General features: G+C 71.1%; 23 protein-coding genes. 9 read left to right on the top strand and 14 right to left on the bottom strand.

The window, feature by feature from the left end:
• Positions 1-29 precede the first annotated feature (29 nt).
• Complete coding sequence (locus tag ACZ45E_RS09025; protein WP_468218383.1) at positions 30-788, bottom strand: Pr6Pr family membrane protein; 759 nt, start codon at positions 786-788, stop codon at positions 30-32.
• Positions 789-830: 42 nt separating this feature from the next.
• Entirely contained in the window at positions 831-1,712 is an 882-nt protein-coding gene (locus ACZ45E_RS09020; RefSeq protein ID WP_468219187.1) for a metallophosphoesterase, read from the bottom strand.
• A 190-nt stretch (positions 1,713-1,902) separates the two neighbouring features.
• Here ACZ45E_RS09020 and ACZ45E_RS09015 point away from each other — a divergent pair, with 190 nt between their 5' ends.
• Positions 1,903-2,370, top strand: a complete 468-nt coding sequence (locus ACZ45E_RS09015; protein ID WP_468218381.1) for a GatB/YqeY domain-containing protein — start codon at positions 1,903-1,905, stop codon at positions 2,368-2,370.
• Between the two features lie 257 nt (positions 2,371-2,627).
• Here ACZ45E_RS09015 and ACZ45E_RS09010 read toward each other — a convergent pair whose 3' ends face one another.
• Entirely contained in the window at positions 2,628-4,919 is a 2,292-nt protein-coding gene (locus tag ACZ45E_RS09010; protein ID WP_468218379.1) for a transglycosylase domain-containing protein, read from the bottom strand.
• 450 nt (positions 4,920-5,369) lie between these two features.
• On the opposite strand from ACZ45E_RS09010, the gene ACZ45E_RS09005 reads away from it, so the two are divergent.
• Positions 5,370-5,714 carry a WhiB family transcriptional regulator gene (locus tag ACZ45E_RS09005; protein ID WP_363192615.1) on the top strand — a complete coding sequence of 115 codons (345 nt, stop codon included), beginning with the start codon at positions 5,370-5,372 and terminating at the stop codon, positions 5,712-5,714.
• 52 nt (positions 5,715-5,766) lie between these two features.
• Here ACZ45E_RS09005 and bagB read toward each other — a convergent pair whose 3' ends face one another.
• Positions 5,767-7,086 (bottom strand): ATPase BagB, encoded by a 1,320-nt coding sequence (bagB, locus tag ACZ45E_RS09000; protein ID WP_468218376.1) that lies wholly within the window; start codon positions 7,084-7,086, stop codon positions 5,767-5,769.
• Positions 7,087-7,098: 12 nt separating this feature from the next.
• Positions 7,099-8,058, bottom strand: coding sequence for an ATPase BagA (bagA, locus tag ACZ45E_RS08995; protein ID WP_468218374.1), 960 nt, complete (start codon positions 8,056-8,058; stop codon positions 7,099-7,101).
• Positions 8,059-8,143: 85 nt separating this feature from the next.
• Between bagA and ACZ45E_RS08990 the strand changes: the two genes are divergently transcribed.
• From ACZ45E_RS08990 to ACZ45E_RS08975, 4 genes are all read left to right on the top strand, one after another.
• Positions 8,144-8,308, top strand: a complete 165-nt coding sequence (locus tag ACZ45E_RS08990; RefSeq protein ID WP_468218373.1) for a DUF4177 domain-containing protein — start codon at positions 8,144-8,146, stop codon at positions 8,306-8,308.
• Positions 8,305-8,772 carry a RidA family protein gene (locus tag ACZ45E_RS08985; RefSeq protein WP_468218370.1) on the top strand — a complete coding sequence of 156 codons (468 nt, stop codon included), beginning with the start codon at positions 8,305-8,307 and terminating at the stop codon, positions 8,770-8,772. The genes ACZ45E_RS08990 and ACZ45E_RS08985 overlap by 4 nt, the downstream gene beginning before the upstream one ends.
• Positions 8,773-8,848: 76 nt before the next feature.
• Positions 8,849-9,898 (top strand): NUDIX hydrolase, encoded by a 1,050-nt coding sequence (locus tag ACZ45E_RS08980; RefSeq protein ID WP_468218368.1) that lies wholly within the window; start codon positions 8,849-8,851, stop codon positions 9,896-9,898.
• Positions 9,898-10,728 carry an MBL fold metallo-hydrolase gene (locus ACZ45E_RS08975; RefSeq protein ID WP_468218367.1) on the top strand — a complete coding sequence of 277 codons (831 nt, stop codon included), beginning with the start codon at positions 9,898-9,900 and terminating at the stop codon, positions 10,726-10,728. Before ACZ45E_RS08980 ends, ACZ45E_RS08975 begins: the two co-directional genes overlap by 1 nt.
• 83 nt (positions 10,729-10,811) lie before the next feature.
• Here the strand turns inward: ACZ45E_RS08975 and ACZ45E_RS08970 are convergent, their stop codons facing one another.
• The 3 genes from ACZ45E_RS08970 to ACZ45E_RS08960 form a co-directional block, all read right to left on the bottom strand.
• Positions 10,812-11,765 carry a sigma-70 family RNA polymerase sigma factor gene (locus tag ACZ45E_RS08970; RefSeq protein ID WP_468218364.1) on the bottom strand — a complete coding sequence of 318 codons (954 nt, stop codon included), beginning with the start codon at positions 11,763-11,765 and terminating at the stop codon, positions 10,812-10,814.
• Positions 11,766-11,824: 59 nt separating this feature from the next.
• On the bottom strand, positions 11,825-12,631 hold the full coding sequence (locus ACZ45E_RS08965) for a nucleotidyltransferase domain-containing protein (RefSeq protein WP_468218363.1): 807 nt from the start codon (positions 12,629-12,631) through the stop codon (positions 11,825-11,827).
• A 179-nt stretch (positions 12,632-12,810) separates the two neighbouring features.
• Positions 12,811-13,485, bottom strand: coding sequence for a Crp/Fnr family transcriptional regulator (locus ACZ45E_RS08960; protein ID WP_016642758.1), 675 nt, complete (start codon positions 13,483-13,485; stop codon positions 12,811-12,813).
• A 413-nt stretch (positions 13,486-13,898) separates the two neighbouring features.
• On the opposite strand from ACZ45E_RS08960, the gene nth reads away from it, so the two are divergent.
• The 3 genes from nth (at position 13,899) to ACZ45E_RS08945 (ending at position 17,196) form a co-directional block, all read left to right on the top strand.
• A complete protein-coding gene (gene nth / locus ACZ45E_RS08955; RefSeq protein ID WP_468218362.1) occupies positions 13,899-14,876 on the top strand; it encodes an endonuclease III in 978 nt (325 codons plus the stop codon).
• 316 nt (positions 14,877-15,192) lie between these two features.
• On the top strand, positions 15,193-15,903 hold the full coding sequence (locus tag ACZ45E_RS08950; RefSeq protein WP_468219185.1) for an NUDIX hydrolase: 711 nt from the start codon (positions 15,193-15,195) through the stop codon (positions 15,901-15,903).
• 93 nt (positions 15,904-15,996) lie between these two features.
• Entirely contained in the window at positions 15,997-17,196 is a 1,200-nt protein-coding gene (locus ACZ45E_RS08945) for a MarP family serine protease (protein WP_468218359.1), read from the top strand.
• Positions 17,197-17,266: 70 nt separating this feature from the next.
• Here ACZ45E_RS08945 and ACZ45E_RS08940 read toward each other — a convergent pair whose 3' ends face one another.
• From ACZ45E_RS08940 to ACZ45E_RS08915, 6 genes are all read right to left on the bottom strand, one after another.
• Complete coding sequence (locus tag ACZ45E_RS08940; protein ID WP_404220096.1) at positions 17,267-17,452, bottom strand: hypothetical protein; 186 nt, start codon at positions 17,450-17,452, stop codon at positions 17,267-17,269.
• A 151-nt stretch (positions 17,453-17,603) separates the two neighbouring features.
• Complete coding sequence (locus tag ACZ45E_RS08935; RefSeq protein WP_468218357.1) at positions 17,604-18,557, bottom strand: alpha/beta fold hydrolase; 954 nt, start codon at positions 18,555-18,557, stop codon at positions 17,604-17,606.
• Positions 18,554-19,081 (bottom strand): phage holin family protein, encoded by a 528-nt coding sequence (locus tag ACZ45E_RS08930; protein WP_468218356.1) that lies wholly within the window; start codon positions 19,079-19,081, stop codon positions 18,554-18,556. The genes ACZ45E_RS08935 and ACZ45E_RS08930 overlap by 4 nt, the downstream gene beginning before the upstream one ends.
• A gap of 64 nt (positions 19,082-19,145) precedes the next feature.
• Positions 19,146-20,546 (bottom strand): Na+/H+ antiporter NhaA, encoded by a 1,401-nt coding sequence (gene nhaA / locus ACZ45E_RS08925; RefSeq protein ID WP_468218353.1) that lies wholly within the window; start codon positions 20,544-20,546, stop codon positions 19,146-19,148.
• 196 nt (positions 20,547-20,742) lie between these two features.
• Positions 20,743-22,758, bottom strand: coding sequence for an acetate--CoA ligase (gene acs, locus ACZ45E_RS08920; protein WP_468218351.1), 2,016 nt, complete (start codon positions 22,756-22,758; stop codon positions 20,743-20,745).
• 124 nt (positions 22,759-22,882) lie between these two features.
• Complete coding sequence (locus ACZ45E_RS08915; RefSeq protein WP_468218349.1) at positions 22,883-25,249, bottom strand: SulP family inorganic anion transporter; 2,367 nt, start codon at positions 25,247-25,249, stop codon at positions 22,883-22,885.
• Between the last annotated feature and the right edge of the window lie 234 nt (positions 25,250-25,483).

Genomic DNA, 25,483 nt, shown 5'->3' with positions numbered 1-25,483 from the left:
AGTTGTGCTGTAGGTCGCGGCGACATCGATTACTTTAGCGGACCGGCGGCCTGAGACGAAATCCGGTTTCCGGGGCCCCGGAACTCCGGCCTGAAGCGGTCCGCCGTGACCAGGAGCAGGGCCAGGGCGTAGAAGGCCAGGCCGAAGATGACGGCGTTGCCGAGGACGCCCGCGTAGCCGTGGGCGTCGACGTCCAGGAACGGGTACGGGTAGCGCGCCGGCGTGCCCGGCGTCATGATCGCGCCGCGGACGAGGGCGAAGCCGAAGTAGGCCAGGGGGTAGGCGAGCCAGATGCCCGCGTGGCGCAGGCGCAGGGCGCCGGGGCGGGTCAGCAGGAGCCAGTCGAGGACGGCGCCGATGGGCGTGACCGTGTGCAGGAGCTGGTTGGAGACCTGACGGGCCCCTGTCATCGCGTGGTCGGGGTCGTCCGTCATGGAGAAGCCGCTGGCGTCGTTGGCCAGGATGACGTGGTAGACGAGGCCCGTGATGCAGATGAACAGGAGGACGCCGCCCGTCACCAGCGCGGGCAGCGGCGGGCGGCCGGTCCAGGCGCGCCGGGCCGCGAGGGCGAGGACGACCGCGACCAGGATGTTGGACTGGATCGTGAAGTAGCTGAGGACACGCAGCGCGCTGTCGCTGATCGCCAGGTCGATGACGATGCCCGCGACCGCCGCCAGCGCGATCAGGGCGCGGAGGACGGCGGCCAGGGGGCGACGGCGCGGCGGGACGACTGCCTCCGCCGGTACCGCGTGGACCCTGAGGGCACGGGAGGAGCTCGGGTCGATCATCCGTCCACCGTAGGTCGGCGCGCGGAGTGGTGCGAAAGGACGTCAGCCGTTGCGGGGCGCCGGGGTCAGCGTGAGGAGCGAGGCTTCCGGGGGGCACGCGAAGCGGACCGGGGTGTAGCGGTTGGTGCCGCAGCCGGCCGAGACGTGGAGGTACGACGTGTTGCCCTCGGCCGTGTGGGTCGACAGGCCCTTCACGCGGTCGGTGTCCAGGTCGCAGTTGGTGACGAGGGCGCCGTAGAAGGGGATGCAGAGCTGCCCGCCGTGGGTGTGCCCGGCGAGGACCAGCGGGTAGCCGTCGGCGGTGAAGGCGTCGAGGGCGCGCAGGTACGGCGCGTGCACGACACCGAGGGAGAAGTCGGGGCCGGTCAGCGGGCCGCCCGCCACCTCCGCGTAACGGTCGCGCTTGATGTGCGGGTCGTCCACGCCGGTCAGGCCGATCTCGTGGCCGGCCACCTTCAGTACGCCCCGCGTGTTGGTGAGGTTGAGCCAGCCCGCCTCGTCGAACCCGTCGCGCAGGCCCTCCCACGGGTTGTGGATCACGCCCACAGCGGGCGCGTTGCCGTTCAGGCCGTGCTTGCCCCGGGTCTTGTTCACCAAGTACCGGGCGGGGTTGAGGAACTTGGGCCCGTAGTAGTCGTTCGAGCCGAAGACGTACGCCCCCGGGAACTCCATCAGCGGGCCGAGCGCGTCCAGGACCTCCGGGACGGCCTCGGGGTCCGAGAGGTTGTCGCCCGTGTTGATGACGAAGTCGGGGCGCAGGCCGGCCAGCGAACGCAGCCAGCGCTGCTTCTTGCGCTGGCCGCCGACCATGTGGATGTCGGAGACCTGAAGGACGCGCAGAGGGCGCATACCCGGCGGCAGGACGGGGACCGTCACCCGTCGGAGGCGGAAGGACCGGGCCTCGAAGCCCGCCGCGTAGGCCACTCCGAGGGCACCCACCGCGGCGATGCCGGCCGTCGCCTTCAAGGAAACCTTCAGCGGGGTCTTCAGCGAAGTAGCCAGCGAAGTTTGCAGAGGAGCTTCGTATCGCACGCGCATGAGCCCATCGTGTCAGACCCGCCGCGGCCCGGAAATCGGCGGGCGCCGTGCCCTGCGCACCTGCGACAATCAAGGCATGACCACGCTCAAGTCGAAGCTGCAGGACGACCTCAACGCCGCGATCAAGGAGCGCGATGAGCTGCGCTCCTCGACGCTGCGGCTGACCCTCTCCGCGATCACGAACCAGGAGGTCGCGGGCAAGGAGAAGCGGGAGCTCTCCGACGACGAGGTGCAGAAGGTGATCGCCAAGGAGGCGAAGAAGCGCCGCGAGGCGGCCGACGCGTTCGAGAAGGGTGGCCGCGCCGAGTCCGCCGCCCGTGAACTGGCCGAGGGGGAGCTCCTGGCCGTCTACCTGCCGCAGCCGCTGAGCGACGCGGAGTTGGAGCAGATCGTCGCGCAGGCCGTCGAGGAGGCCAAGGCGGCGGGCGCCGAGGGGCCGCGGGCCATGGGCCAGGTCATGAAGATCGCCAACCCGAAGATCGCGGGCCGGGCCGAGGGCGGCCGGGTCGCCGCGACCGTGAAGCGGCTGCTGGCCGGCGGCTGACGGAGCCGGGCGCGGCGCCCCGCCGCACACCAAGCACCGCAGAGCATCACCAAGCACCGCAGAGCATCACCAAGCACCGCAGAGCATCACAGAGCATCACAGAGCACCGCACCGTAGAGCACCGCAGAGCATGAAAAGGGGGCGCCCCCCACCCGGGGGCGCCCCTTCTCACATCCCGCGTGCCTCTCCCGAGAAGCCCGGGGCCGGCACCGGCGCCGGCGCCAGTCATCGGCACCGGCACCCCGAGTTACCGAGGCTCAGCGGCCCCGGCCACCCCCATTGCCGTTCCCGCCGAACAGGCCCGGCGGGATGGAGATGCCGGGCAGCGAGTCGTCGCCGCCACCGCCACCGCCTCCGGTGCCACCACCACCGGTGCCACCCGTGCCACCGCCCCCGGTACCCCCACCGTTGCCACCGGGCTTGCCGTCGTCGCCGTTGTCACGGTCCCCGCCCCCGCCCTTGCCCTTGTCCAGGTCGGGGATGTCCACCTTGTTGAACCCGGGCGACGGCTTGCCGGACAGGGCGCCGACCATGGCCGCCTTCCAGATCGGGCCCGGAGTGTCGGCGCCGAAGACCTCGTCGTGGTACCTGCCACCGATGGTGATGTCCGTCATCTCGACGTTCTGCAGCGGGCTGCCGACCCACACCGCGCCCGACATGTTCGGCGTGTAGCCGACGAACCAGGCGTTCTTGCGGGCGTCCGTGGTACCGGTCTTGCCGGCGTTGTCCCGGTCCTGGAGGCCGGCCTGCTTACCCGTACCGGAGTCGGTGACCCCGCTGAGCAGCGTGTTGATCTTGTCCGCGGTCTCCGTCGACATGGCGCGCGAGCACCGCGTCTTCGGTACGCCGAGCGACTTGCCGTCGGGGCCGGTGATCGATCCGATGGCGACCGGCGTGCAGTACGTGCCCTCGTTGGCGAACGCGGCGTACGCGGAGGCCATCGTCAGCGGCGACAGACCCGTCGAACCGAGGGTCATCGAGGACGGCACCTGGTCGACCTTCGTGCCGTTGCCCTGCACCACGCCCAGCTTGTCGGTCATCTTGACGACGGGGCACATGCCGACGTCGCCGAGCATCTGCACGAAGTACGTGTTGATGGACTTCTCCATCGCCTCCTTGAGGCGATAGGGGCCGACCTCCGACTCGTTCTCGTTCTCCACCTTGTAGCCGTCGTCGTTGACCCACGGCTTGCCGCTGCACGTCTGCACCTTGCTCGGGTACGGCATGCTGAACGGCGCCGGGTACTCCTGGGTGATGGGCGTGCCCTGTTCGAGCGCCGCCGCCGCCAGGAACGGCTTGAACGTCGAACCCGTCGGGAAGCCGTACCCCGAGCCGTTGTACGCCGCGTTGACCGAGTAGTTGAGGACGGTCTCGTTCTTGTCGTTGTCCGTGCCGTACGGCTTCGACTGGCCCATGCCGAGGACCTTGCCGGTGCCGGGCTCGACGAGCGTGACCGCCGTCGCGACCTTGTCCGTCCGGTAGACGTTCTCCTTGATGGAGGCCTGCACCGAGTTCTGGGCCTGCGGGTCGAGGGTGGTCTTCACCGTCATCCCGCCGCGGTTCCAGACCTTGGCGCGGTCCTCCTTCGTCTTGCCGAAGACCGGGTCGGTGAGGAAGACCTCGCGGACGTAGTCGCAGAAGAACGCCGCCCCCTTCACCGCCGTGATGCACCCGTTCTGCGGCCTGCTGACCTTCAGGCCGAGCGGGGTCTTCTTCGCCTTGTCGGCGTCGGCCTGCGAGATGTCGTGCACCTCGGCCATGCGCTGGAGGACGGTATTGCGGCGCTTCGTCGCCTCGGTCTCGTCGTTGACGGGGTCGTAGCGGCTCGGCGACTGCACGATGCCGGCGAGCAGCGCCGACTCCTGCACGTTCAGGTCCTTGGCGTGCTTGGAGAAGTAGCGCTGGGAGGCAGCCTCGACGCCGTAAGCCTGCTGCCCGAAGTACGTGATGTTCAGGTAGTTGGCGAGGATCTTCTTCTTGCCCAGCTCGTCCTCGACCTGGATCGCGTACTTGAGCTCGCGGACCTTGCGGCCGATCGTCTGCTGGGTGGCCTGGGCGACCTTGGTCGGGTCGTCGCCGGCCTCCTCGATGAAGACGTTCTTCACGTACTGCTGCGTGAGGGTGGACGCGCCCTGCGAGACGCCGCCGTCGCGCGCGTTGGCGTTGATGGCGCGCAGGATGCCCTTCGCGTCGACGGCCCCGTGCTCGTAGAAGCGGGAGTCCTCGATGGCGACGAGCGCCTTCTGCATGTACGGGGAGATCGCGGAGAGCGGGACCACGGTGCGGTCGCGGGAGTAGACGGTCGCGATCTTGCCGCCCTGGTTGTCCAGGATCGTGGTGCGCTGACTCAGCGGCGGCGTCTTCAAGTTGGCGGGGATCTCGTCGAACCCCTCGACGGATCCCTTGGCGGCGAGGCCGAGCGCGCCCGCGGCGGGCAGTGCGATGCCGGCGAGCACGGCCCCTGCGAGCACGCTGACACCGAGGAACTTGGCGGCCTGTTGAGCCGGCGACTGTCCGCCGCCACTACCGGCCGAGCGCTTCTTTCCCATGCAGGGCAGCCTACGTTCTGATTCTCCGGACAGCCGTATATGCCTTGGCCTAAGCTGCACTCAACTGTCACAGCAGTGCGGTCTCGTATCAAGACGTGGGACGACCCCGAATCGTTCCCGGCATCTTTTGTGTGCCTCTTGTAGTCATTTCCGTACCCTCCGGCGGGCTTCCCGCGCAGGGTACGCGAGGTGTCCGAATCCGCCGGTGTGTCACGCGCTGTCCGTTGTGGCGCAAGTGAACTGTCCTGGTTTGCCGGGGTTATTACGCATGTCCCCCGGTCACTCCGTCGGGTGATCTGCCGCTTACGCATAGTCCGTTCGGGCCATTCAAGATTGGGCCCGAAGGGGGTGTTGCGCTGTGCCCGCCTTCCGTAACGTCCTCAACTGGCGGCGGTGAATATGCCGCTGCCGCCGTGGGGGAGCCTCGATTCGGGAGAGGACGGCGCCGGTATGGGCTGGGTAGTCGACTGGAGTGCGCAGGCGGCCTGCCGCACTACCGATCCGGATGAACTGTTCGTACAAGGAGCAGCGCAGAACCGGGCGAAGGCGGTGTGCACGGGATGCCCCGTGCGGACCGAGTGCCTGGCGGACGCGCTGGACAATCGCGTCGAGTTCGGCGTGTGGGGCGGCATGACGGAGCGGGAGCGGCGCGCGCTGTTGCGCAGGCGTCCGACCGTCACCTCATGGCGCCGGCTCCTTGAGACGGCACGGACGGAGTACGAGCGTGGCGCGGGCCTGCTGCCCGCTGAGCTTGAGGACGACGAGACGTACGAGAGGTACGCGGCCGTCGGTTAGCCGGCCCCGCACCTCTGGTACTGCCCCGCACCTGCCGGGCAGTACGTACGGCTCACACAGCTCCGGCCGGAGTGTCACCGGCCGCGAGCCGTTCTCCGATGGCCCGGAGACCTGCCAGGTCGTGTACGTCACCGGGCAGCGCCGCGACCTCGGTCACGGCGACCTCGGGGTGCAGCGCGGTGAAGCGGTCACGCGTGCGCTGTTCGCGCGCGACGACCTGCATGCGCTCCGCGTGCAGACGCAGCAGCGCCGCGGACAGCTGCTGTGCGGTGGGGTGCTGCTCCGGGTCGGAGTGCTCGGCGCCCGGCTGCCCGGCGGTGGGACCGGACAGTGGTTCCGCTGCGGCGGGGGAGCCTGTCGCGGGAGTGGCCGTGGGAGTCGTACGAACGGTGTCCTTCCCGTCCGTCTGATCCACAATGCGGCGCTCCTCAAGATTTTCCGCCGCGGCCAGGGCCCGCTCGGCGGAGAGCTCGTCGGCGCCGCTGCCGTGCACCCGGTTCAGCACGAGACCGGCGAGCGGCATCCGCTCCGCGGCCAGGCGCTCCACGAAGTACGCGGCCTCGCGCAGCGCGTCCCGCTCGGGCGCGGCCACCACGAGGAACGCGGTCCCGGGCGCCTGCAACAGCTTGTACGTGGCGTCGGCGCGGGTGCGGAAACCGCCGAACATGGTGTCCATCGCGGCGACGAACGTCTGTACGTCGCGCAGGAGTTGACCGCCGAGCAGCTTGCCGAGCGCCCCCGTCATCATCGACATCCCGACGTTGATGAACTTCATGCCCGCGCGCCCGCCGACCTTCGCCGGCGCCATCAGGACCCGGATCAGCTTCCCGTCGAGGAACGAGCCGAGCCGCTTGGGCGCGTCCAGGAAGTCGAGCGCGGAGCGCGAGGGAGGGGTGTCGACGACGATGAGGTCCCATTCGTCGCGGGCGCGGAGCTGGCCCAGCTTCTCCATCGCCATGTACTCCTGCGTGCCCGCGAAGCCCGCCGAGAGTGACTGGTAGAAGGGGTTGGAGAGGATCGCCCGGGCCCGCTCCTTGTCCGCGTGCGCCTCGACGATCTCGTCGAAGGTGCGCTTCATGTCGAGCATCATCGCGTGCAGCTCGCCGCCCGCCGCGTCCCCGGAGGCGTCGATGTCCTTCACCCGGCGCGGCGTGTTGTCCAGCGAGTCGATGCCCATGGACTGGGCGAGCCGGCGAGCCGGGTCGATGGTGAGCACGACGACCTTGCGGCCGCGCTCGGCGGCGCGCAGCCCGAGGGCCGCGGCGGTCGTCGTCTTGCCCACGCCGCCACTGCCGCAGCACACCACGATGCGGGTGGCCGGGTCGTCGAGCAGCGGGTCGATGTCGAGCGTGCTCTCAGGATCCAGCGTCATCGGAGCGGTCCCCTAAATCCCTTGCTGTCGCAGTTCTCGGGTGAGCCTGTACAGGCCCCCCAGGTCCAACCCCTGGGTGAGCAACGGCAGTTCGTGCAGCGGCAGCCCCGCCTCGGTGAGCAGCCCGCGCTGGGCGCCCTCCAGGGCGTACCGCTCCGCGTACTCCTCCGCCTGCGTGAGCAGCGGCCCGACGAGCTTCTTCGCGCCGCCGAGCCCGGCCCCCGCCAGGGCCTCGGTGACGGCGGGCCGGACCGTGGGGTCGCGGCTCAGTGCCAGTGCGGGTTCCCCGAGGAGCGCGGGCCGCACCATGTTCACCATGATCCGCCCGACCGGGAGCTGTGCGGCGCGCAGTTCACCGAGACCGTCGAGGGTCTCCTGCACCGGCATCTCCTCAAGCAGCGTCACCAGGTGCACCGCCGTTTCGCGGGACTTGAGGACGCGCATGACCGCCTGCGCCTGGTTGTGTATCGGGCCGATCTTGGCGAGCCCGGCGACCTCGTCGTTCACGTTGAGGAAGCGCGTGATGCGGCCCGTCGGGGGCGCGTCCATCACGACGTGGTCGTACGCGTATCGGCCCTGCTTGTCCTTGCGGCGTACGGCCTCGCACGCCTTGCCTGTCAGGAGTACGTCCCGCAGGCCCGGCGCGATCGTGGTCGCGAAGTCGATGGCGCCCAGCTTCTTGAGGGCGCGGCCCGCGCCGCCCAGTTTGTAGAACATCTGGAGGTAGTCGAGCAGCGCCAGCTCGGGATCGATGGCGAGCGCGTACACCTCCCCGCCGCCCGGGGCGACGGCGATCTTCCGCTCCTCATAGGGGAGCGCTTCCGTCTCGAAGAGCTGTGCGATGCCTTGCCTGCCCTCCACCTCCACAAGGAGAGTGCGCTTGCCCTCGGTCGCGAGGGCTAGCGCGAGTGCGGCGGCGACCGTGGTCTTTCCGGTACCGCCCTTGCCGCTGACGACCTGGAGCCTGCTCACGTATTCGAGCCTAACCAGTGAGCGGCCCGATCACGCAGGAGCCTCCGGAACGACGACCCCGGATATGGCGGATACAGTCGCCCCCATGGCTAAGAAGTGGGAATACGTGACCGTGCCGCTCCTCGTGCACGCGACGAAGCAGATCCTCGACACCTGGGGCGAGGACGGCTGGGAGCTGGTGCAGGTCGTACCGGGGCCGAACAACCCCGAGCAGCTGGTCGCGTACCTGAAGAGGGAGAAGGCGGCGTGAGCGCCGTCGAGGAGAAGCTGGCGTCGCTGGGCCTGACCCTGCCGCCCGTCGTCCCGCCGGTCGCGGCCTACCAGCCGGCCGTGCAGTCCGGGGTGTACGTGTACACGGCAGGGCAGCTGCCCATGGTCGACGGCAAGCTGCCGCTGACCGGCAAGGTCGGCGACGAGGTCACCGCCGAGCAGGCCAAGGAGCTGGCCCGCACCTGCGCGCTGAACGCACTGGCCGCGGTCAAGTCGGTCGCCGGTGACCTGGACCGCATCGCGCGCGTGGTGAAGGTCGTCGGGTTCGTCGCCTCCGCCACCGACTTCACCGGCCAGCCCGGCGTCATCAACGGCGCCAGCGAACTGCTCGGCGAGGTCCTCGGCGACAAGGGCGTGCACGCGCGCAGCGCCGTCGGCGTCGCGGTGCTGCCGCTGGACGCGCCGGTCGAGGTCGAGTTCCAGGTGGAGCTCACCGAGGCGTAGGGCGAGGACGGGGTGAGGTGCCGGTGACGACGGATGGGCTCTCGAACATCCGACCGTCACCGGATAGCCTCCGGCCATGGCAAACGGGCAGTGGTATCCCCCCGAGTGGCCGGACCGCATCCGCGCCCTCGCCGCCGGCACGCTGATGCCGGCCGAGCCCCGGCGCGCCGCGACGGTGATGCTCGTCAGGGACGCCGACGGACTCGAAGGTGCCGAGGGCTCAGGGGGCGCTGAGGACTCCGAGGGTGCCACGGGTTCTGCGGAGGCTGTGGGCGCCGAGGGTGCCACGGGCTCCGCGGGCGCCGACGGCATCGAGGTGCACATGCTGCGGCGGCGCACCTCCATGGCCTTCGCCGCCGGCGCGTACGCGTACCCCGGCGGCGGTGTCGACCCCCGCGACGACGAACGTCAGGTCCGCTGGGCCGGGCCGACGCGCGAGGAGTGGGCCGCGCGCCTCGGCGTACCCGACAAGGACGCCCAGGCGATCGTCTGCGCCGCGGTGCGCGAGACGTTCGAGGAGGCGGGCGTGCTGCTCGCCGGCCCCACCCCGGACACGGTGGTCGACGACACGACGGGCGCCGACTGGGTCGCCGACCGGCAGGCGCTGATCGGCCGTGACCTGTCGTTCGCCGCGTTCCTGGAGCGCCGCGGGCTCGTGCTCCGCTCCGATCTGCTCGGCGCCTGGGCGCGCTGGATCACCCCCGAGTTCGAACCGCGCCGCTACGACACCTGGTTCTTCGTGGCCGCGCTCCCCGCGGGCCAGCGCACCAGCGACGACTCCTCGGAGGCCGACCGCGCCGTGTGGATCCGCCCCGGGCGGGCCGCGTCGGCGTACGACCAGGGCGAGCTGACGATGATGCCGCCGACCATCGCGACGCTGCGGACCCTCGCGGCGTACGGGTCGGTGGAGAGCGCGCTGGCCGGTTCGACGGAGCGCGACCTGACCCCCGTACTGGCACAGGCACGGCTGGAGGACGGCGAGCTGGTGCTGTCCTGGCCGGGGCACGAGGAGTTCACCAAACACATTCCGCCCGCCTCGAAGGGGCCCGCCTCGAACAGGCCCGCCTCGAAGGGGCCTGCCTCGAACCCGCCCGCCTCGAACCCGCGCACCGGGGGAGCCCGCTGATGACCGAAGCCGCCGCTCTGCCCGGGCAGCCGCGCGGCGGGGTGCTGTCCGGCCCCGCCACCGCCCGCGCCGTCAACGTCCTCGCGCCGAACGCCTCCGCGATGACCCTCGACGGCACCAACACCTGGATCGTCGCCGAGCCCGACAGCGACCTCGCCGTCGTCATCGATCCAGGCCCGCTGGACGACGCCCACCTGACGCACGTGATCGCCACCGCAGAACAGGCTGGCAAGCGGATCGCCCTGACCCTGCTCACCCACGGGCACCCCGACCACGCCGAGGGCGCGGGCCGGTTCGCCGAGCTGACGGGCACGAAGGTGCGGGCGCTCGACCCGGCGCTGCGGCTCGGCGACGAAGGACTCGCCGCCGGGGACGTCGTGCGGACGGGCGGCCTGGAGCTGCGCGTCGTGCCGACCCCCGGGCACACCGCCGACTCGCTCTGCTTCCATCTCCCCGCCGACCAGGCGGTGTTGACCGGCGACACGATCCTCGGCCGCGGCACCACCGTCGTCGCCCACCCGGACGGCCGCCTCGGCGACTACCTCGACTCGCTGCGCCGCCTGCGGTCCCTGACCGTCGACGACGGGGTGCACACGGTGCTGCCAGGACACGGCCCCGTCCTGGAGGACGCGCAGGGGGCGGTCGAGTTCTACCTCGCGCACCGCGCCCACCGCCTCGCCCAGGTCGAGACGGCGGTCGAGAACGGGTACGCGGCCGCGTCCGACGTCGTGGCCCACGTCTACGCCGACGTGGACCGCTCCTTGTGGCCGGCCGCCGAACTTTCCGTCCTGGCCCAGCTCGACTACCTGCGGGAACACGGTTTGATCTAGGTCCTGTCGGCACCCTCATCCGGCGTCGGCCTGACGTCCGCCTGGCGGGGGAGGGGGCGGGGAGGGAACGTGACGCCAGGCCCCTAGGCGCGGTCGTCCCGGCCCGGAGGGGCTTGGAGGCCGTCGTCCCGGGCTGCCAGGGGCCAGGTGACGCCCATCGCGGCGAGTCGCCGCGGATCGGCGATGATGTCGACGCCGACGACCTTGCCGTCCCGGAAGGAGAGGGCGAGGACCGACACGACCTGGCCGCGGGGCGCCTGCACGATGCCCATGCCGTCGCCCACGTACGCGGGGATCGCCGTCGGCACCATCCGCCCGTAGAACGTCGCCTGGCCGGCCACCTCCAGGGCGCCGCGCACCAGCTTGGACGCCGTGCCCGGGCCCGCGTCGACCCGTAGCAGCACGTCGGGGTCGAGGAGCGCGAGCAGCGCCTCGAAGTCCCCGGCGCGGGTGGCGGCGAGCCAGGCGTCGACGACCTCGCGCTGCCGGGCCAGATCGGTCGGGGCGGGCACGGTGGCGCCCCGCACCCGGCGCCGCGCCCGGCTGGCCAGCTGCCGGGTCGCCGCCGGGGTGCGCTCGACGATCGGCGCGAGCTCCTCGAACGGCACCGCGAACATGTCGTGCAGCACGAACGCGAGCCGCTCGGCCGGCGCGAGCGTGTCGAGCACGACGAGCAGTGCGATCCCCACCGAGTCCGCGAGTTCGGCCTCCTGGCCCGGGTCCGCGGGCCGCACCACCACATCCGGGACATGGGTCTCCGCCGTACCCGGGTCGAGGGGGTCCTCGCGGCGCGACGCGCGCGTACGCAGCATGTCGAGGCAGATCCGGCCGACGACGGTGGTCAGCCAGCCGCTCAGGTTCCGTACGGTGGCGGCCTCGGGGTCGGCGCGCTGCAACCGCAGCCAGCTCTCCTGGACCGCGTCCTCCGCCTCGCTCAGCGAACCGAGCATGCGGTACGCCACGGACCGCAGACGGCCGCGCTCCGCCTCGAACCGGGTGGCCAGATCGGTCGCGGACTGTGACGGGGACTGCGTCATGCCGGTTTCCCCTCCGGGGATGTGGTGTGCGGGTGCTTGACGGCCCTGGCAGGGCGCTTTCAGGGACGCGGGTTCTTGATGCCGTGCACGCGCGCGTACTCGGCCGCCAGCCACGGCCCGATCTCCTCCGTGTACGTCCGCAGCGTCTCGCGGTCCCCGGTCGGGGCGTACGCCGCAGAGGCCGCCGCGCGCATCGGGCGGGCCCACCGCGCGTAGTACGTCCCGAACGCCTCGGCCATCTCGTGGAGATCGCTGGTCCAGCCGTTCCAGCGGGGCATGACCAGCGTGAAGCCCGTCCGGACGAGGCGGCGGGAGATGCCCCGCTCCAGGCCGGGGAGTTCCCCGGTGCCGGCCGCGGCGATCCGTTCGCGCCAGCGCGGCAGGGCCAGGGACAGGTCGCCGTTGGTCTCGCGGGCCAGGAGCGAGGTGGGCCGGTAGCGGGGCAGGTGCCCGGCCAGATCCTCGCCGAGCAGCGGTGTGCACAGACAGGCGACGAACCAGCCCAGGTCGTGCCTCTCCAGCTCGCTCAGCACCGTGGCCCGGCCGGTCAGCAGCGTGCCCGCGCCGTCGATCTGCGCGAACTCCTTGTCGAGCGCCTCGTCGAGCGCGGCCGCGTCGGCCCCGTCCGCCTCGCTGGGCTCGGCGCGCAGGGTGAGCAGCAGATCGAGGTCGGAGCGGCCCGGCCTTGCGGTGCCCCGGGGCACGGAACCGTACAGGTACGCGCCCGTCATACGGGTCCCGAAGACATCGAGCAGCCGCTCGCGCGCGGCGGTCACGACGGGGCGGAACGGTTCTGTCACGCGGTCCAAAGAACCCTCGCGCGCGATGTGTCCGTGGGCGTCGAGCCCACGGTTGGGGATGGCCATGGGGTAACTGTGCAGCGAAGTACCGCGCAGGGCACGGCATTTCTGTGCCTTGCCATGCCATGCCGCGCAGTGCCTTGCCACGCCCCGCCATGTCGTGCCGTGCCTCTACGCGGACGGGTCCCGCCACGAGGTGTGGCGGGACCCGTCCGCGTACAAGAGGCGTGTCGGCCTCGCGGAACTCAGCGCGAGCGCTTCGCGAGGCGCTCCACGTCCAGCAGGATCACCGCGCGGGCCTCCAGGCGGAGCCAGCCACGGCCCGCGAAGTCGGCCAGCGCCTTGTTCACGGTCTCGCGGGAGGCGCCGACCAGCTGGGCCAGCTCTTCCTGCGTGAGGTCGTGCACGACGTGGATGCCCTCCTCGGACTGCACGCCGAAGCGGCGCGACAGGTCGAGCAGCGCGCGGGCCACACGGCCCGGCACGTCGGAGAAGACCAGGTCGGACATCTGGTCGTTGGTCTTGCGCAGACGCCGGGCGACGGCGCGCAGCAGGGCGGCGGCCACCTCGGGTCGTGCGTTCAGCCACGGCTGGAGGTCGCCGTGGCCGAGGCCGAGCAGCTTCACCTCGGTCAGCGCGCTGGCGGTCGCGGTGCGCGGGCCGGGGTCGAAGAGCGACAACTCGCCGATCAGCTCGCCGGGGCCGAGCACGGCCAGCATGTTCTCGCGGCCGTCGGGGGATGTGCGGTGAAGCTTCACCTTGCCTTCGGTGACCACGTAGAGGCGGTCGCCGGGGTCGCCCTCGTGAAACAGGGCATCACCGCGCGCGAGGGTCACCTCACTCATGGAGGCGCGGAGCTCCGCGGCCTGCTCGTCATCGAGCGCCGCGAAGAGCGGGGCGCGCCGCAGAACGTCGTCCACGAGTTTCTCTCCTATGTCGCCTGCACTGCGGGGGACGGTTGTTCCCGCCGCCCATTTTGCCGGACGGTCCAAACAGTGTGATCAGTCACTCAGACACAAGTCTGCCGCACCTGCGTCGCAACCCGACGGGGAGGGGGCCAATCGGGGGCCGATCCGATGGCTCCGGGGCGAATGTCAGTGTCGGGCTTTAGGCTGGCCGAGTGTCCAAAAAGCCGGTGACGACACAGGCGGAAGGGGCTGGAGCGGTGACGGGTGACCGTGATTCCGCTGTGGGCGAACAGGGCGGGACGATCTCCGCCCGGCCGGCAGGACTCCGCCCCGGACCGTCTCACGCACCGGCCCCGGACACCGACTCCGCGCGCCGTCTCCGCACTCCGCGCACCGTCTCCGTACAGGGAAAGGCCGCCCAGCTCATGCCCGCGAAGAAGCCCGCCACGAAGGCGACCGGCTCCGCCACGAAGGCGACCGGCTCCGCCACGAAGGCGACCAGCTCCGCCCCGAAGGCGACCGGCTCCGCTACGAAGGCGACCGGCTCCGCTACGAAGGGGGCCGACACCGCCTTGAAGGCGACCGGCCCGAAGGCGACCGGCTCGGCCAAGCCCGAGTCGCGCACGGCGCTGGTCCGCCGGGCGCGGAAGATCAACCGGGAGCTCGCGGAGACGTACCCGTACGCACACCCGGAGCTGGACTTCGAGAACCCGTTCCAGCTGGTCCTCGCCACGGTGATGTCCGCCCAGACGACGGACCTGAGGGTCAATCAGACGACCCCGGCGCTGTTCGCCAAGTACCCGACCCCCGAGGACCTGGCAGCGGCCAACCCCGAAGAGGTCGAGGAGCTGATCAGGCCGACCGGGTTCTTCCGGGCCAAGACGAAGTCGATCATGGGCCTTGCCAAGGCGCTGAGCGAGGACTTCGGGGGCGAGGTGCCCGGCCGGCTCGAAGATCTCGTCAAGCTGCCCGGAGTGGGCCGCAAGACGGCCTTCGTCGTGTTGGGCAACGCGTTCGGGCGGCCCGGCATCACTGTCGACACCCATTTCGGACGGCTCGTCCGCCGCTGGAAGTGGACCGAGGAGACCGACCCGGACAAGGTCGAGAAGGCCGTCGGCGAGCTCTTCCCGAAGAGCGAGTGGACCATGCTCAGCCATCACGTGATCTTCCACGGCCGCCGCATCTGCCACTCCCGCAAACCGGCCTGCGGGGCCTGCCCGATCGCCCCGCTCTGCCCGGCGTACGGAGAGGGCGAGACGGACCCGGAGAAGGCGAAGAAGCTGCTCAAGTACGAGAAGGGCGGCTTCCCCGGCCAGCGTCTCAAGCCCCCGCAGTCCTACCTGGACGCGGGCGGTGTCCCGGCCCCGCCGCTGGGCGGCACCCCGGGTGACACGACCGGGTGACATGCCGCGGTGGCGGAACGAAACGGGGGCGGTCAGGCGTTGGGCGAATCACGACGGGTACGGGGGCGGCGAGATGAAGCACGTGAGCGAGATCGATGCGATGAGCGGCGGGACGGCCGGGGACGGTGACGGGACAGCCCGGGGCGGCGACGCCACGGCCGCCCCGAGTACGCCGCACGCCACGCCCGCGCCCGGCAACACCCCGCCCTCCCCGGGTACGCCGCGCGCCACACCCGCGCCCGGCAACACCCCGCCCGCCCTGGGTACGCCGCGCGCCGCGCCCGGCAGCATCCCGCACGCCACGCCCGCCCCGGGTATGTCGCACGCTGCCCCCGCGCCCGGCAGCACCCCGCACCTCCCCGACGTAGCGCTCCGCACCGAAGGGCTGCCCGGCTGGCTGAGCCCCGTCGCCGAAGCGGCCCGCACTCTCCGCGGGGACCAGCTCAGCCGCTTCCTGCCCCCCGAGGACGGAGCGGGCAGACAGTCCGCGGTGCTGGTCCTGTTCGGCGACGGCGACCGCGGCCCCGAGCTGCTGTTGATGGAGCGGGCGGGCTCGCTCAGATCCCATGCCGGCCAGCCGTCCTTCCCCGGCGGCGCCCTCGACCCGCAGGACGGTGATCCGTACACCGAGGGCCCGTTGCGCGCCGCGCTGCGGGAGGCGTGGGAGGAGACGGGCCTCGACCCGAGCGGCGTCCAGCTCTTCGGCGTGCTGCCGCGGCTCTACATCCCGGTGAGCGGCTTCGTGGTGACGCCGGTGCTCGGCTGGTGGCGGGTGCCGACGCCGGTCGAGGCCGTCGACCCGGCGGAGACGGCCCGCGTCTTCACGGTCCCGGTGGCGGATCTCACGGACCCGGACAACCGGGCGACGACGGTCCATCCGAGCGGCCACCAGGGCCCCGCGTTCCTCGTGGAATCCGCCCTGGTCTGGGGTTTCACGGCCGGTGTGATCGACCGGATCCTGCACTACGCGGGGTGGGAGCGCCCCTGGGACCGGGAGAAGACGGTCCCACTCGACTGGCGCACATGACAGGGTGGCCCCGTGCCGTGCCGTCCTGGGGACCGACCCCGTGACTCCGGCGCGGAAGTGGAAACCGGCGATGCGAGGCGAGGCCAGAATTCGGTGAACGTGCTGGACATTCTGCTGCTCGCGGCCGCCGTCTGGTTTGCGATCGTGGGCTACCGCCAGGGCTTCGTCGTCGGCATCCTGTCGGTGATCGGCTTCCTGGGCGGCGGTCTCGTCGCCGTCTACACACTGCCCCTCGTCTGGGGCGCGGCCACCAGCGACGCCCAGGTCACGACGACCGCCGCGGTCGTCGCCGTGGTCGTCGTGATCGTCTGCGCCTCGGTGGGCCAGGCCTTCACCACGCACTTGGGCAACAAGCTGCGCAGGTACATCATTTGGTCCCCGGCCCGCGCGCTCGACGCGACGGGCGGCGCCCTCGTCAACGTCGGGGCGATGCTCCTGGTCGCCTGGTTGATAGGTTCCGCCCTCGCCGGTACGACGCTGCCCACGCTCGGCACGGAGGTCCGCAGCTCGAAGGTGTTGCTCGGGGTCTCGCGGGCGCTGCCCGGCCAGGCCGACACCTGGTTCGCGGATTTCTCCTCCACGCTCGCGCAGAACGGTTTCCCCCAGGTCTTCAGCCCGTTCGCCAACGAGCCGATCACCGAGGTCCAGCCCCCCGACCCGGCGCTGGCCGGCAGCGCGGCCGCGCGGAACGCGAAGCGCTCGATCGTCAAGGTCGTGGGCCAGGCGCCCGGTTGCGGCAAGGTCGTGGAGGGCACCGGGTTCGTCTTCTCCGACCGCCGTGTGATGACCAACGCGCACGTGGTCGGCGGCGTCGACGAGCCGACCGTGCAGATCGGCGGCGAGGGCATCAAGTACGACGCGAAGGTCGTGCTCTACGACTGGAAGCGGGACATCGCGGTCCTGGACGTGCCACAACTCAAGGCGCCACCGCTGCGGTTCACGTCCACGGACGCACGGCGCGGCGACGGCGCGATCGTCGCGGGCTTCCCGGAGAACGGCGCGTACGACGTGCGCCCCGCGCGGGTCCGTGGCCGCATCACGGCCGACGGCCCGGACATCTACCACCGCGGCAAGGTCCAGCGCGACGTCTACTCGCTGTACGCGACGGTCCGGCAGGGCAACTCGGGCGGGCCGCTCCTGACCGCGGACGGCCAGGTCTACGGGGTGGTCTTCGCCAAGTCCCTGGACAACTCGCAGACGGGCTACGCGCTCACCAGGGACGAGATCAACACCGACATCACCCAGGGCCGTACCGCGGTCCAGCAGGTGGACACGGACGCCTGCGCGCTCTGAGGCCCAGCCGCCCGCGAGGGTCTTGAGCGGGTACCGGGTCGGGCCCTGGAGACAGGGCCCGGGAAACGTGTCAGCCGCGCCCGCTGTGGCGCAGCCGGGCCGACACCCACCGGGCCCGGCGCCGCAGGATGCGCGGAATGCCCAGTCGGGGATCGTGCGCCGCGTACTCCTGCGGTGCGCCCCTCTGGGGAGAGCCCAGCGTCATCGCTGGGCGGCGATTGCGTGCTGCGTCACTGTAGTCGTGCGTCCAGCCCATACACCGACGTGTGCCCGGGCCCCATGGTCGGTAATCGCCCCCATGGCCCCCAAATTGGCGTATGCGTCGGGCATTTGGCCGTTCGTAGAACAGGCGTTCCCGCCCGGATACCGGTGGGCCGCCAGTGGCACACCGGGCGCCCGCCGATGGCTCACCGATCGGGCTCGGGGTCCTGGAGCCAGCTCACCAGTTCCTTGGAGAAGGCGGCCGGATCCTCCTCGTGCGGGAAGTGGCCGAGGCCGTCGAACAGCCGCCAGCGGTAGGGCGCTTCGACGTACTCGCCGGACCCCGCGGCGCTCCGCGTGCGCATCACCGGGTCGAGCGAGCCGTGCAGATGCAGGGTCGGGACCCGGACCGGCCGCTTCATGCGCCGGTTGAACTGGATGCCGTCGGGGCGGGCCAACGACCGCACCATCCACCGGTACGGCTCGATCGAGCAGTGCGGGGTCGACGGGATGGACATGGCGCGCCGGTACGTCTCGACGGCCTCGTCGTCGGGCTGCTGCGGACCGGACCAGTCCCGGACCAGCTGCCCGGCCAACGCCCCGCCGTCCGCCGCCAGTTGACGCTCCGGCAGCCAGGGCCGCTGGAACCCCCAGATGTATGAGCCGGCGGTCGTCTGCTTGACGTCCGACAGCATGGCCGAGCGCCAGCGCCGCGGGTGCGGCATCGACGACACGGCGAGCCGGCGCACCAGCTTGGGCCGCATCACGGCCGCGGTCCACGCGAGATAGCCGCCGAGGTCGTGGCCGACGAGCGCCGCGTCCGGTTCGCCGAGCGAGCGCACCACGCCGGTGATGTCGAGCGCGAGGTTCGCCGGGTCGTAACCGCGCGGTGTTCGGTCGCTGCCGCCCACGCCCCGCAGGTCCATGGCCACGGCCCGGAACCCGGCGTCGGCGAGTGCGCCGAGCTGGTGCCGCCACGTCCACCAGAACTGCGGGAAGCCGTGCAGCAGCAGCACGAGCGGCCCGTCACCCAGCTCCGCGATGTGGAAGCGCGCGCCGTTGGCCGCGACGTCCCGGTGGGTCACCTCTTTTCCACCGGGGATGCCGCGACGTACGACAGAGGAAGTCGGTTGGGCCGAAGGAGTGGCGGGGTCCGTCATGCAGACGAGCGTCCCACAGCCTCGATGGCCTCGGGGACACGGCCGCCGGGCGTCACCTGGCGCGGGTGGGGCTTGGCGTTCTGCAGTACGCCCGCCGACTCCTTGACCGACGCGGCGACCTTCTGCGGGCCCTTGCCCTTCTTGGCCTTCTTGGCGAAGACGGTGCCGATCAGCGCGAGGAGACCGGCGAAGAGCACGCTCGCGGCGAAGGAGAGCAGGAAGCACCAGGCGAGGTTCCAGCCGCCGTTCCCGTTGTGCCCGCCGGTCCAGGCGTTGATGCCGTACGCGAGCGCGAAGCTCAGCATCGGCAGCGAGAAGATCAGCACTGTCAGCGCCGCCGAGAACGACCCGCCGCTGACCGCGCCCTTCTTCACGTCCTGCTTGAGCTGCGCTTTCGCGAGGGCGATCTCATCGTGCACCAGTGCGGACATCTCGGTCGTCGCCGAGGCGAACAGCTGGCCGATGCTGCGTTCGGCGCCGACCGTGCCGACCGCGCTGACCGTGCTGCCGTCGGGTGCGCTCATCGCGTTTCTCCCTGATTTCCTTGAGAAGCTGTGGATGCTCCGGATGTGCGGACTTGCTGTCAGATCATGCCGGACGCTCGCCCCCGGCGCCTTCCCCGCCCGCCACTTCGGCAAGCCTTCGATGCTCTGCGGCCTTCTTCTCATGGATCGCGGCCATCCGCAGGTGGTAGTCCGGGTCGCCCTTCTCGTAGATGTCGGGGACGCCGTCGAGGTCCTCGTCGCGCTCCTCCGCCTCCCACAGCGAGCGGTACTTCGCGTTCCGCGTCTTCAGCAGTACGCCGCTGAAGACGGCCGCGATGAGGGAGCCGATGAGCACGGCGGCCTTGACCTCGTCGGTGAGCAGCGGGTCGTCGGAGAAGGCGAGTTCGCCGATCAGGAGCGAGACGGTGAAGCCGATGCCGGCGAGGGAGGCGACGGCGAAGACGTCCGGCCAGGCCAGCTCCTGCGAGAGCGACGCCTTGGTGAAACGGGCCGTCAGCCACGTGCCGCCGAAGATGCCGAGGGCCTTGCCGACGACGAGACCGAGTACGACACCGAGCGTCTCGGGCTTGCCGAACACGTCGCCCAGCGCGCCGCCCGACACCACCACACCGGCGCTGAGCAGGGCGAACAGCGGCACCGCCAGTCCGGCCGACAGGGGTCGCACCAGGTGCTCGACGCGCTCGCCCGGAGAGTGCTCCGCGCCGTCCCGTCGGGTGCAGCGCAGCATCAGGCCCATGGCGACACCGGCGATGGTGGCGTGGATGCCGCTGTTGTACATCAGGCCCCAGATGACGAGGGCGAGCGGCACATAGACGTACCAGCCGTGTACGCCCTTGCGCAGCAGCAGCCAGAAGACGGCGAGGCCGACGACGGCGCCGCCGAGCGCGGCGAAGTTCAGCTCATCGGTGAAGAAGACCGCGATGATCAGGATGGCCAGGAGGTCGTCGACGACGGCGAGGGTCAGCAGGAAGGCGCGCAGGGCGCCCGGCAGCGACGTACCGAGGACGGCGAGGACGGCCAGGGCGAACGCGATGTCGGTCGCGGTCGGCACGGCCCAGCCGTCCGTCGAGCCGCCCCCGACCACGTTCACCAGGGTGTACACGAGGGCGGGCGCGGCCATGCCGCAGACGGCGGCGACGACCGGGAGCGCGGCGGCTCTGGGGTCGCGCAGGTCACCGGCGACGAGTTCGCGCTTGAGTTCGATGCCGGCCACGAAGAAGAAGACGGCCAGCAGGCCGTCGGCGGCCCAGTGTTCGAGGGAGAGGTCGAGGCCGAGAGCGCCGGGCCCGACATGGATGTCGCGGACCGTCTCGTAACTGTGGCTGATCGCCGGGACATTGGCCCAGACGACCGCCGCGACGGCGGCGACGAGGAGGAGCATCCCGCCGACGGTCTCGGTCCGCAGGGCCTCGGCCACGAAGTTCCGCTCGGGCAGGGACAGATGGCCGAGTGCTTTGCGGTCGCTCTTCTGGGGCGCGCTCACGCGGGGGAACCTCCGGTCGGGTACGGCTGATCACTCTGCCGACCAGACTTCCCGGCGCACCCTGTGGACTTCCTGACGCGTTCCTGACGCGTCGTTCACCCTACCGGGTGTACGCAGGACGTGCCTGGTGATCATCACGATACGCACGAAACGGGCACCCGGCGCGCTCGCCGAGTGCCCGTTCCCCCGTGCCGGGTCAGTCCTCGCTGGGTGCCGCGGGCAGCTTGGTCTGGATCAGGTCCATGACGGAGGAGTCGGCGAGGGTGGTGACGTCGCCGACGGCGCGGTTCTCCGCGACGTCGCGCAGCAGGCGGCGCATGATCTTGCCGGACCGTGTCTTGGGGAGTTCGGCGACGGGCAGGACGCGCTTGGGTTTGGCGATCGGGCCGAGCGTGGTGCCGACGTGGTTGCGCAGGGCGGCCATGAGGTCCGGGTCCTCGGCGTTGGCGGTGGAGCGCAGGATGACGAAGGCGACGATGGCCTGGCCGGTGGTCTCGTCGGCGGCGCCGACGACGGCGGCCTCGGCGACGGACGGGTGGGAGACGAGCGCGGACTCGACCTCGGTGGTGGAGATGTTGTGGCCGGAGACGAGCATGACGTCGTCGACGCGGCCGAGGAGCCAGATGTCGCCGTCCTCGTCCTTCTTGGCGCCGTCCCCGGCGAAGTACCGGCCTTCGAAGCGGGACCAGTAGGTGTCGATGAACCGCTGGTCGTCGCCCCAGATGGTGCGCAGCATGGAGGGCCACGGCTCGGTCAGGACGAGGTAGCCGCCGCCGCCGTTCGGTACCTCGTTCGCCTCGTCGTCGACGACGGTGGCCGCGATGCCGGGCAGGGCGCGCTGGGCGGAGCCCGGCTTGGTGGCGGTGACGCCCGGGAGCGGCGAGATCATGATGGCGCCGGTCTCGGTCTGCCACCAGGTGTCGACGATGGGGCAGGTGTCGGCACCGATGTTCTTGCGGTACCACATCCACGCCTCGGGGTTGATCGGCTCACCGACCGAGCCGAGGACGCGCAGGCTGGACAGGTCGAACTTGGCGGGGATGTCGTCACCCCACTTCATGAACGTGCGGATCGCGGTCGGCGCCGTGTAGAGGATGGTGACGCCGTACTTCTGCACGATCTCCCAGAACCGGCCCTGGTGCGGGGTGTCCGGGGTGCCCTCGTAGATGACCTGGGTGGCGCCGTTGGAGAGCGGCCCGTAGGTGATGTAGGAGTGCCCGGTGACCCAGCCGATGTCGGCCGTGCACCAGTACACGTCGCTCTCGGGCTTGAGGTCGAAGACCGCGTGGTGGGTGTAGGACGCCTGGGTGAGGTAGCCGCCGGAGGTGTGCAGGATGCCCTTGGGCTTCCCCGTGGTCCCGGAGGTGTAGAGGATGAAGAGCGGCTGCTCGGCGTCGAACGCCTGCGGCGCGTGCTCCGGCGACTGGCGGCCGACGACGTCGTGCCACCACACGTCGCGGCCCTCGCTCCAGGCGACGTCCTGCCCGGTGCGCCGGACGACGAGGACCTTCTCCACGCCCTCGACGCGGCTGACGGCCTCGTCGACGGCGGGCTTGAGGGCCGAGGGCTTGCCGCGGCGGTAGCCGCCGTCGGAGGTGATGACGACCTTGGCGTCGGCGTCCTCGATGCGCTTGGCGATGGCGTCGGCGGAGAAGCCGCCGAAGACCACCGAGTGCGCGGCGCCGATGCGGGCGCAGGCCAGCATCGAGATGACGGCCTCGGGGATCATCGGCAGGTAGACCGCGACCCGGTCGCCGGCCTGGACACCCAATTCGGTCAGCGCGTTCGCGGCCCGGCCGACCTCGTCCTTGAGTTCGGCGTAGGTGATCGCGCGGCTGTCACCCGGCTCGCCCTCGAAGTGGATCGCGACGCGGTCGCCGTTGCCGGCCTCCACATGCCGGTCCACGCAGTTGTAGGCGACGTTCAGCTTGCCGTCCTTGAACCACTTCGCGAACGGCGGGTTCGACCAGTCCAGCGTCTCGGTCGGCTCGGTGGCCCAGCTCAGGCGGCGGGCCTGCTCGGCCCAGAAACCGAGCCGGTCAGCCTTGGCCCGCTCGTACGCCTCCGCCGTGACATTGGCGTTCGCGGCCAAGTCGGCAGGCGGCGCGAAGCGACGCTCCTCCTTCAAGAGGTTGGCCAGGCTTTCGTTGCTCACGAGATCTCCCTTACGGTGCTTTGCCGGGCGCCCGTTGTGTCCCAAACCACAGCTCATCAGACGCCGACCCCTGGTGACAAGGGGGGTCGGCAAATTGGTTTAGACCTGTCGACGGCTCCCGGCCGAAGCAGCCGGGAGCCGTACGTTCTCATCTGTTCCACGCGGAAGGGAAAGGGAAGGTTCAGGCGCGCGCGCCGTCGGTCTCGTCGAAGGAGGCCGCCGTGACCTGTCCGAAGACGGGATCGGGGCTCTCCGGCAGGTCCTCCAGCAGATATGCCTGCGCCTCACCGACGTGGAAGTACATCCCGTGCAGCTCCAGCGCGCCCCGCGCGACGGCGTGGGCCACCGACTCGTGCGCCCGCAAGTGCTCCAACTGCTGTACGACGTTGGTGAGACAGAGCTGCTCGACGGTGTCGGCGGGCGCCCGCCCGGCGAGCCGCGCCCCCGGCAGGCCGGTGCCGGACAGCCGCTCCAGGCTCGGCGCGCCGTGCCGCAGCCACCGCTTGAGCGGGGTGAGCGCGCCGGCCCCGTCGGGCGGGCTGCTCAACAGCGCCTGCATGGCCCCGCATCCGGAGTGCCCGCACACAGTGATCGACTGCACCTTCAGCACGTCGACGGCGTACTCGATGGCGGCGGCGACCGAGTCGTCCCCGCTCTCGGCACCGGGCAGGGGGACGAGATTGCCCACGTTCCGTACGACGAAGAGGTCGCCGGGGCCGCTGGACGTGATCATCGAGGTGACGAGCCGTGAGTCCGCGCAGGTCAGGAAGAGCTGCGTGGGCTTCTGCCCCTCTCTCGCCAACCGCGCGAGCTCGTCGCGCACCAGCGGTGCCGTGTTGCGCTGGAACGCGCTGATCCCACTGGCCAGGTGATGCCCGCCGCGCGGCGCGGCGGTCTCCGGCGCAGGGTCGGAGGGCCGGTCGCAGTGGTGATTGCGCCACGGCGTCCAGGGCCGACAGCACGAGTGGCTCGCACGGGCGGGCTCGGCGATCCGCTGCCCGCCGCGCCCGGTCAGTTCGACCTGACCGCCCTGGGTGGCATGCGACTTCTCCCAGTCCTGCAACGCCTCGTACGCGGCATGGTCCATGAATGATCCGTCCAACTCCACGACGCAGGTGGCTCCTTGGGGGACTTGATGCAGCACCCGGCTGAGCCGAGGTACGGCGAGGAACGTCAACTGGCCGCGTACGCGCACACGGTGCGTGCCGCGCGCGTCCTCCTCGTGTGTGATGCGGGTACGCGTGAGGCGGTGCAGCGCGACGGCGACGGCGACCGCGACGCCGAGGCCCACGCCTTGCAGGACGCCGAGGACGACGACGCCGAGGGTGGTCACGACGTAGACCAGGACCTCACGGTGGCGGGTGACCGTGCGGATGTGGTGCAGGGACACCATCTGGATGCCGACCGCCATCACCAGGGCGGCGAGCGAGGCGAGCGGGATCAGCTCCAGCACGGGGACCAGCAGCAGGGTGGCCGCCACTACCCAAACGCCGTGCAGCATGGTGGAGTTCCGGCTCACGGCGCCCGCGTTCACATTGGCCGCCGAGCGCACCGCGACCCCGGCGACGGGCAGTCCGCCGAGCGATCCGGAGACGATGTTCGCGGTGCCCTGACCGAGCAGTTCCCGGTTCAGGTTCGAGCGGCGGGTCCCGGGCGGCAGGTCGGTCCGGGAGGAGGCCAGCTTGTCGGTGGCGACGGCCCCGAGCAGCGACTGCACGCTGCACACCAGGGTGGTCGTCAGGACCGCGGCCGCGATCCCGAGCACGGGCCCGTCCGGGAGCCCGGCCAGCGCGTGGCTGCTCCAGGAGGGCAGGTCGACCTTGGGCAGGGTCAGTCCGAACAGGGCGGTGACCGCGGTCGCTGAGGTGACGGCGACGAGCGCGGCCGGCACCTTGCGCGCGATGCGGCCGGCCCGGCCCGGGATGCGCGGCCAGGAGAAGAGGACGGCGAGGGTGAGGGCGCTCACGCCGTAGGCGGCGGGCTGGGCGGCGGCCAGCTGGGCGGGCAGCGACGCCAGATTGTCGAGCACGGCGCTCTCGGGGGTGCCGCCGAGGACGATGTGCAGCTGGGCGACGGCGATGGTGATGCCGATGCCGGCGAGCATGCCGTGCACGACGGCGGGGCTGACGGCGAGCGCCGTACGGGCCACTCGCAGGCAGCCGAGCCCGAGTTGGGCGAGGCCCGCGAGGACGGTGATCCCGCAGGTGGTCCGCCAGCCGTAGCGCTGGATCAGCTCGGCGGTGACCACGGTGAGGCCCGCGGCCGGGCCGCTGACCTGGAGCGGTGCGCCGCCCACCAGGCCGACGACGAGCCCGCCGACCGCGGCGGCGACGAGCCCCGACTCCAGTGGGGCGCCGGTCGCCAGGGCGATGCCGAGGGACAGGGGGAGAGCGATCAGGAAGACCGCGATGGACGCCGAGAGGTCGGCGCCCGCGACGCGGAAGCGGCGGCGGGGCGCCGGTGGGGGACTGTGCGCCTTGCGGGCGGCGGCTGTCGGCTCGTCCGTCCGGTTGGGGTCGCTGGATCGGGTGGGTACGCAGGCTGACATGTTCCCGTCTCCTCCGGGGTGCAGCGCGGTCGCGGAATGTGGGGGGACCCCTCAGCGGTGGGTGGGGGTCGATCGCGGCCGTGGTTCACGGCGTGCAGCGGCGGGATGAAATACAACGCTCGGTAAATGGATCGTAATGCAGAGTAAAGGTTGTGGAGGGATTAATCAGGCAAATGGGGTAAGAATTCACTCCGAGGAGTGAATAAGAATATTGGTCGGCTTGTCGTACAAATC

This window comes from Streptomyces sp. NPDC030991, from assembly GCF_055571235.1.
This window is presented reverse-complemented; position numbering and strand designations above follow the sequence as displayed.

Bases quoted from the DNA above. Each gene is read 5' to 3' on its own strand.
- ACZ45E_RS08965 (WP_468218363.1), bottom strand. From the start codon at position 12,631: ATGGCCATCCCCAACCGTGGGCTCGACGCCCACGGACACATCGCGCGC.
- nth (WP_468218362.1), top strand. From the start codon at position 13,899: ATGCCCGCGAAGAAGCCCGCCACGAAGGCGACCGGCTCCGCCACGAAG.
- ACZ45E_RS08975 (WP_468218367.1), top strand. From the start codon at position 9,898: ATGACCGAAGCCGCCGCTCTGCCCGGGCAGCCGCGCGGCGGGGTGCTG.
- ACZ45E_RS08970 (WP_468218364.1), bottom strand. From the start codon at position 11,765: ATGACGCAGTCCCCGTCACAGTCCGCGACCGATCTGGCCACCCGGTTC.
- ACZ45E_RS09010 (WP_468218379.1), bottom strand. From the start codon at position 4,919: ATGGGAAAGAAGCGCTCGGCCGGTAGTGGCGGCGGACAGTCGCCGGCT.
- ACZ45E_RS09005 (WP_363192615.1), top strand. From the start codon at position 5,370: ATGGGCTGGGTAGTCGACTGGAGTGCGCAGGCGGCCTGCCGCACTACC.
- ACZ45E_RS08940 (WP_404220096.1), bottom strand. From the start codon at position 17,452: ATGGGCTGGACGCACGACTACAGTGACGCAGCACGCAATCGCCGCCCA.
- acs (WP_468218351.1), bottom strand. From the start codon at position 22,758: ATGAGCTGTGGTTTGGGACACAACGGGCGCCCGGCAAAGCACCGTAAG.
- ACZ45E_RS09025 (WP_468218383.1), bottom strand. From the start codon at position 788: ATGATCGACCCGAGCTCCTCCCGTGCCCTCAGGGTCCACGCGGTACCG.
- bagB (WP_468218376.1), bottom strand. From the start codon at position 7,086: ATGACGCTGGATCCTGAGAGCACGCTCGACATCGACCCGCTGCTCGAC.
- ACZ45E_RS08935 (WP_468218357.1), bottom strand. From the start codon at position 18,557: ATGACGGACCCCGCCACTCCTTCGGCCCAACCGACTTCCTCTGTCGTA.
- ACZ45E_RS08990 (WP_468218373.1), top strand. From the start codon at position 8,144: ATGGCTAAGAAGTGGGAATACGTGACCGTGCCGCTCCTCGTGCACGCG.
- ACZ45E_RS09015 (WP_468218381.1), top strand. From the start codon at position 1,903: ATGACCACGCTCAAGTCGAAGCTGCAGGACGACCTCAACGCCGCGATC.
- ACZ45E_RS08980 (WP_468218368.1), top strand. From the start codon at position 8,849: ATGGCAAACGGGCAGTGGTATCCCCCCGAGTGGCCGGACCGCATCCGC.
- ACZ45E_RS08915 (WP_468218349.1), bottom strand. From the start codon at position 25,249: ATGTCAGCCTGCGTACCCACCCGATCCAGCGACCCCAACCGGACGGAC.
- ACZ45E_RS08950 (WP_468219185.1), top strand. From the start codon at position 15,193: ATGTCGCACGCTGCCCCCGCGCCCGGCAGCACCCCGCACCTCCCCGAC.
- ACZ45E_RS08930 (WP_468218356.1), bottom strand. From the start codon at position 19,081: ATGAGCGCACCCGACGGCAGCACGGTCAGCGCGGTCGGCACGGTCGGC.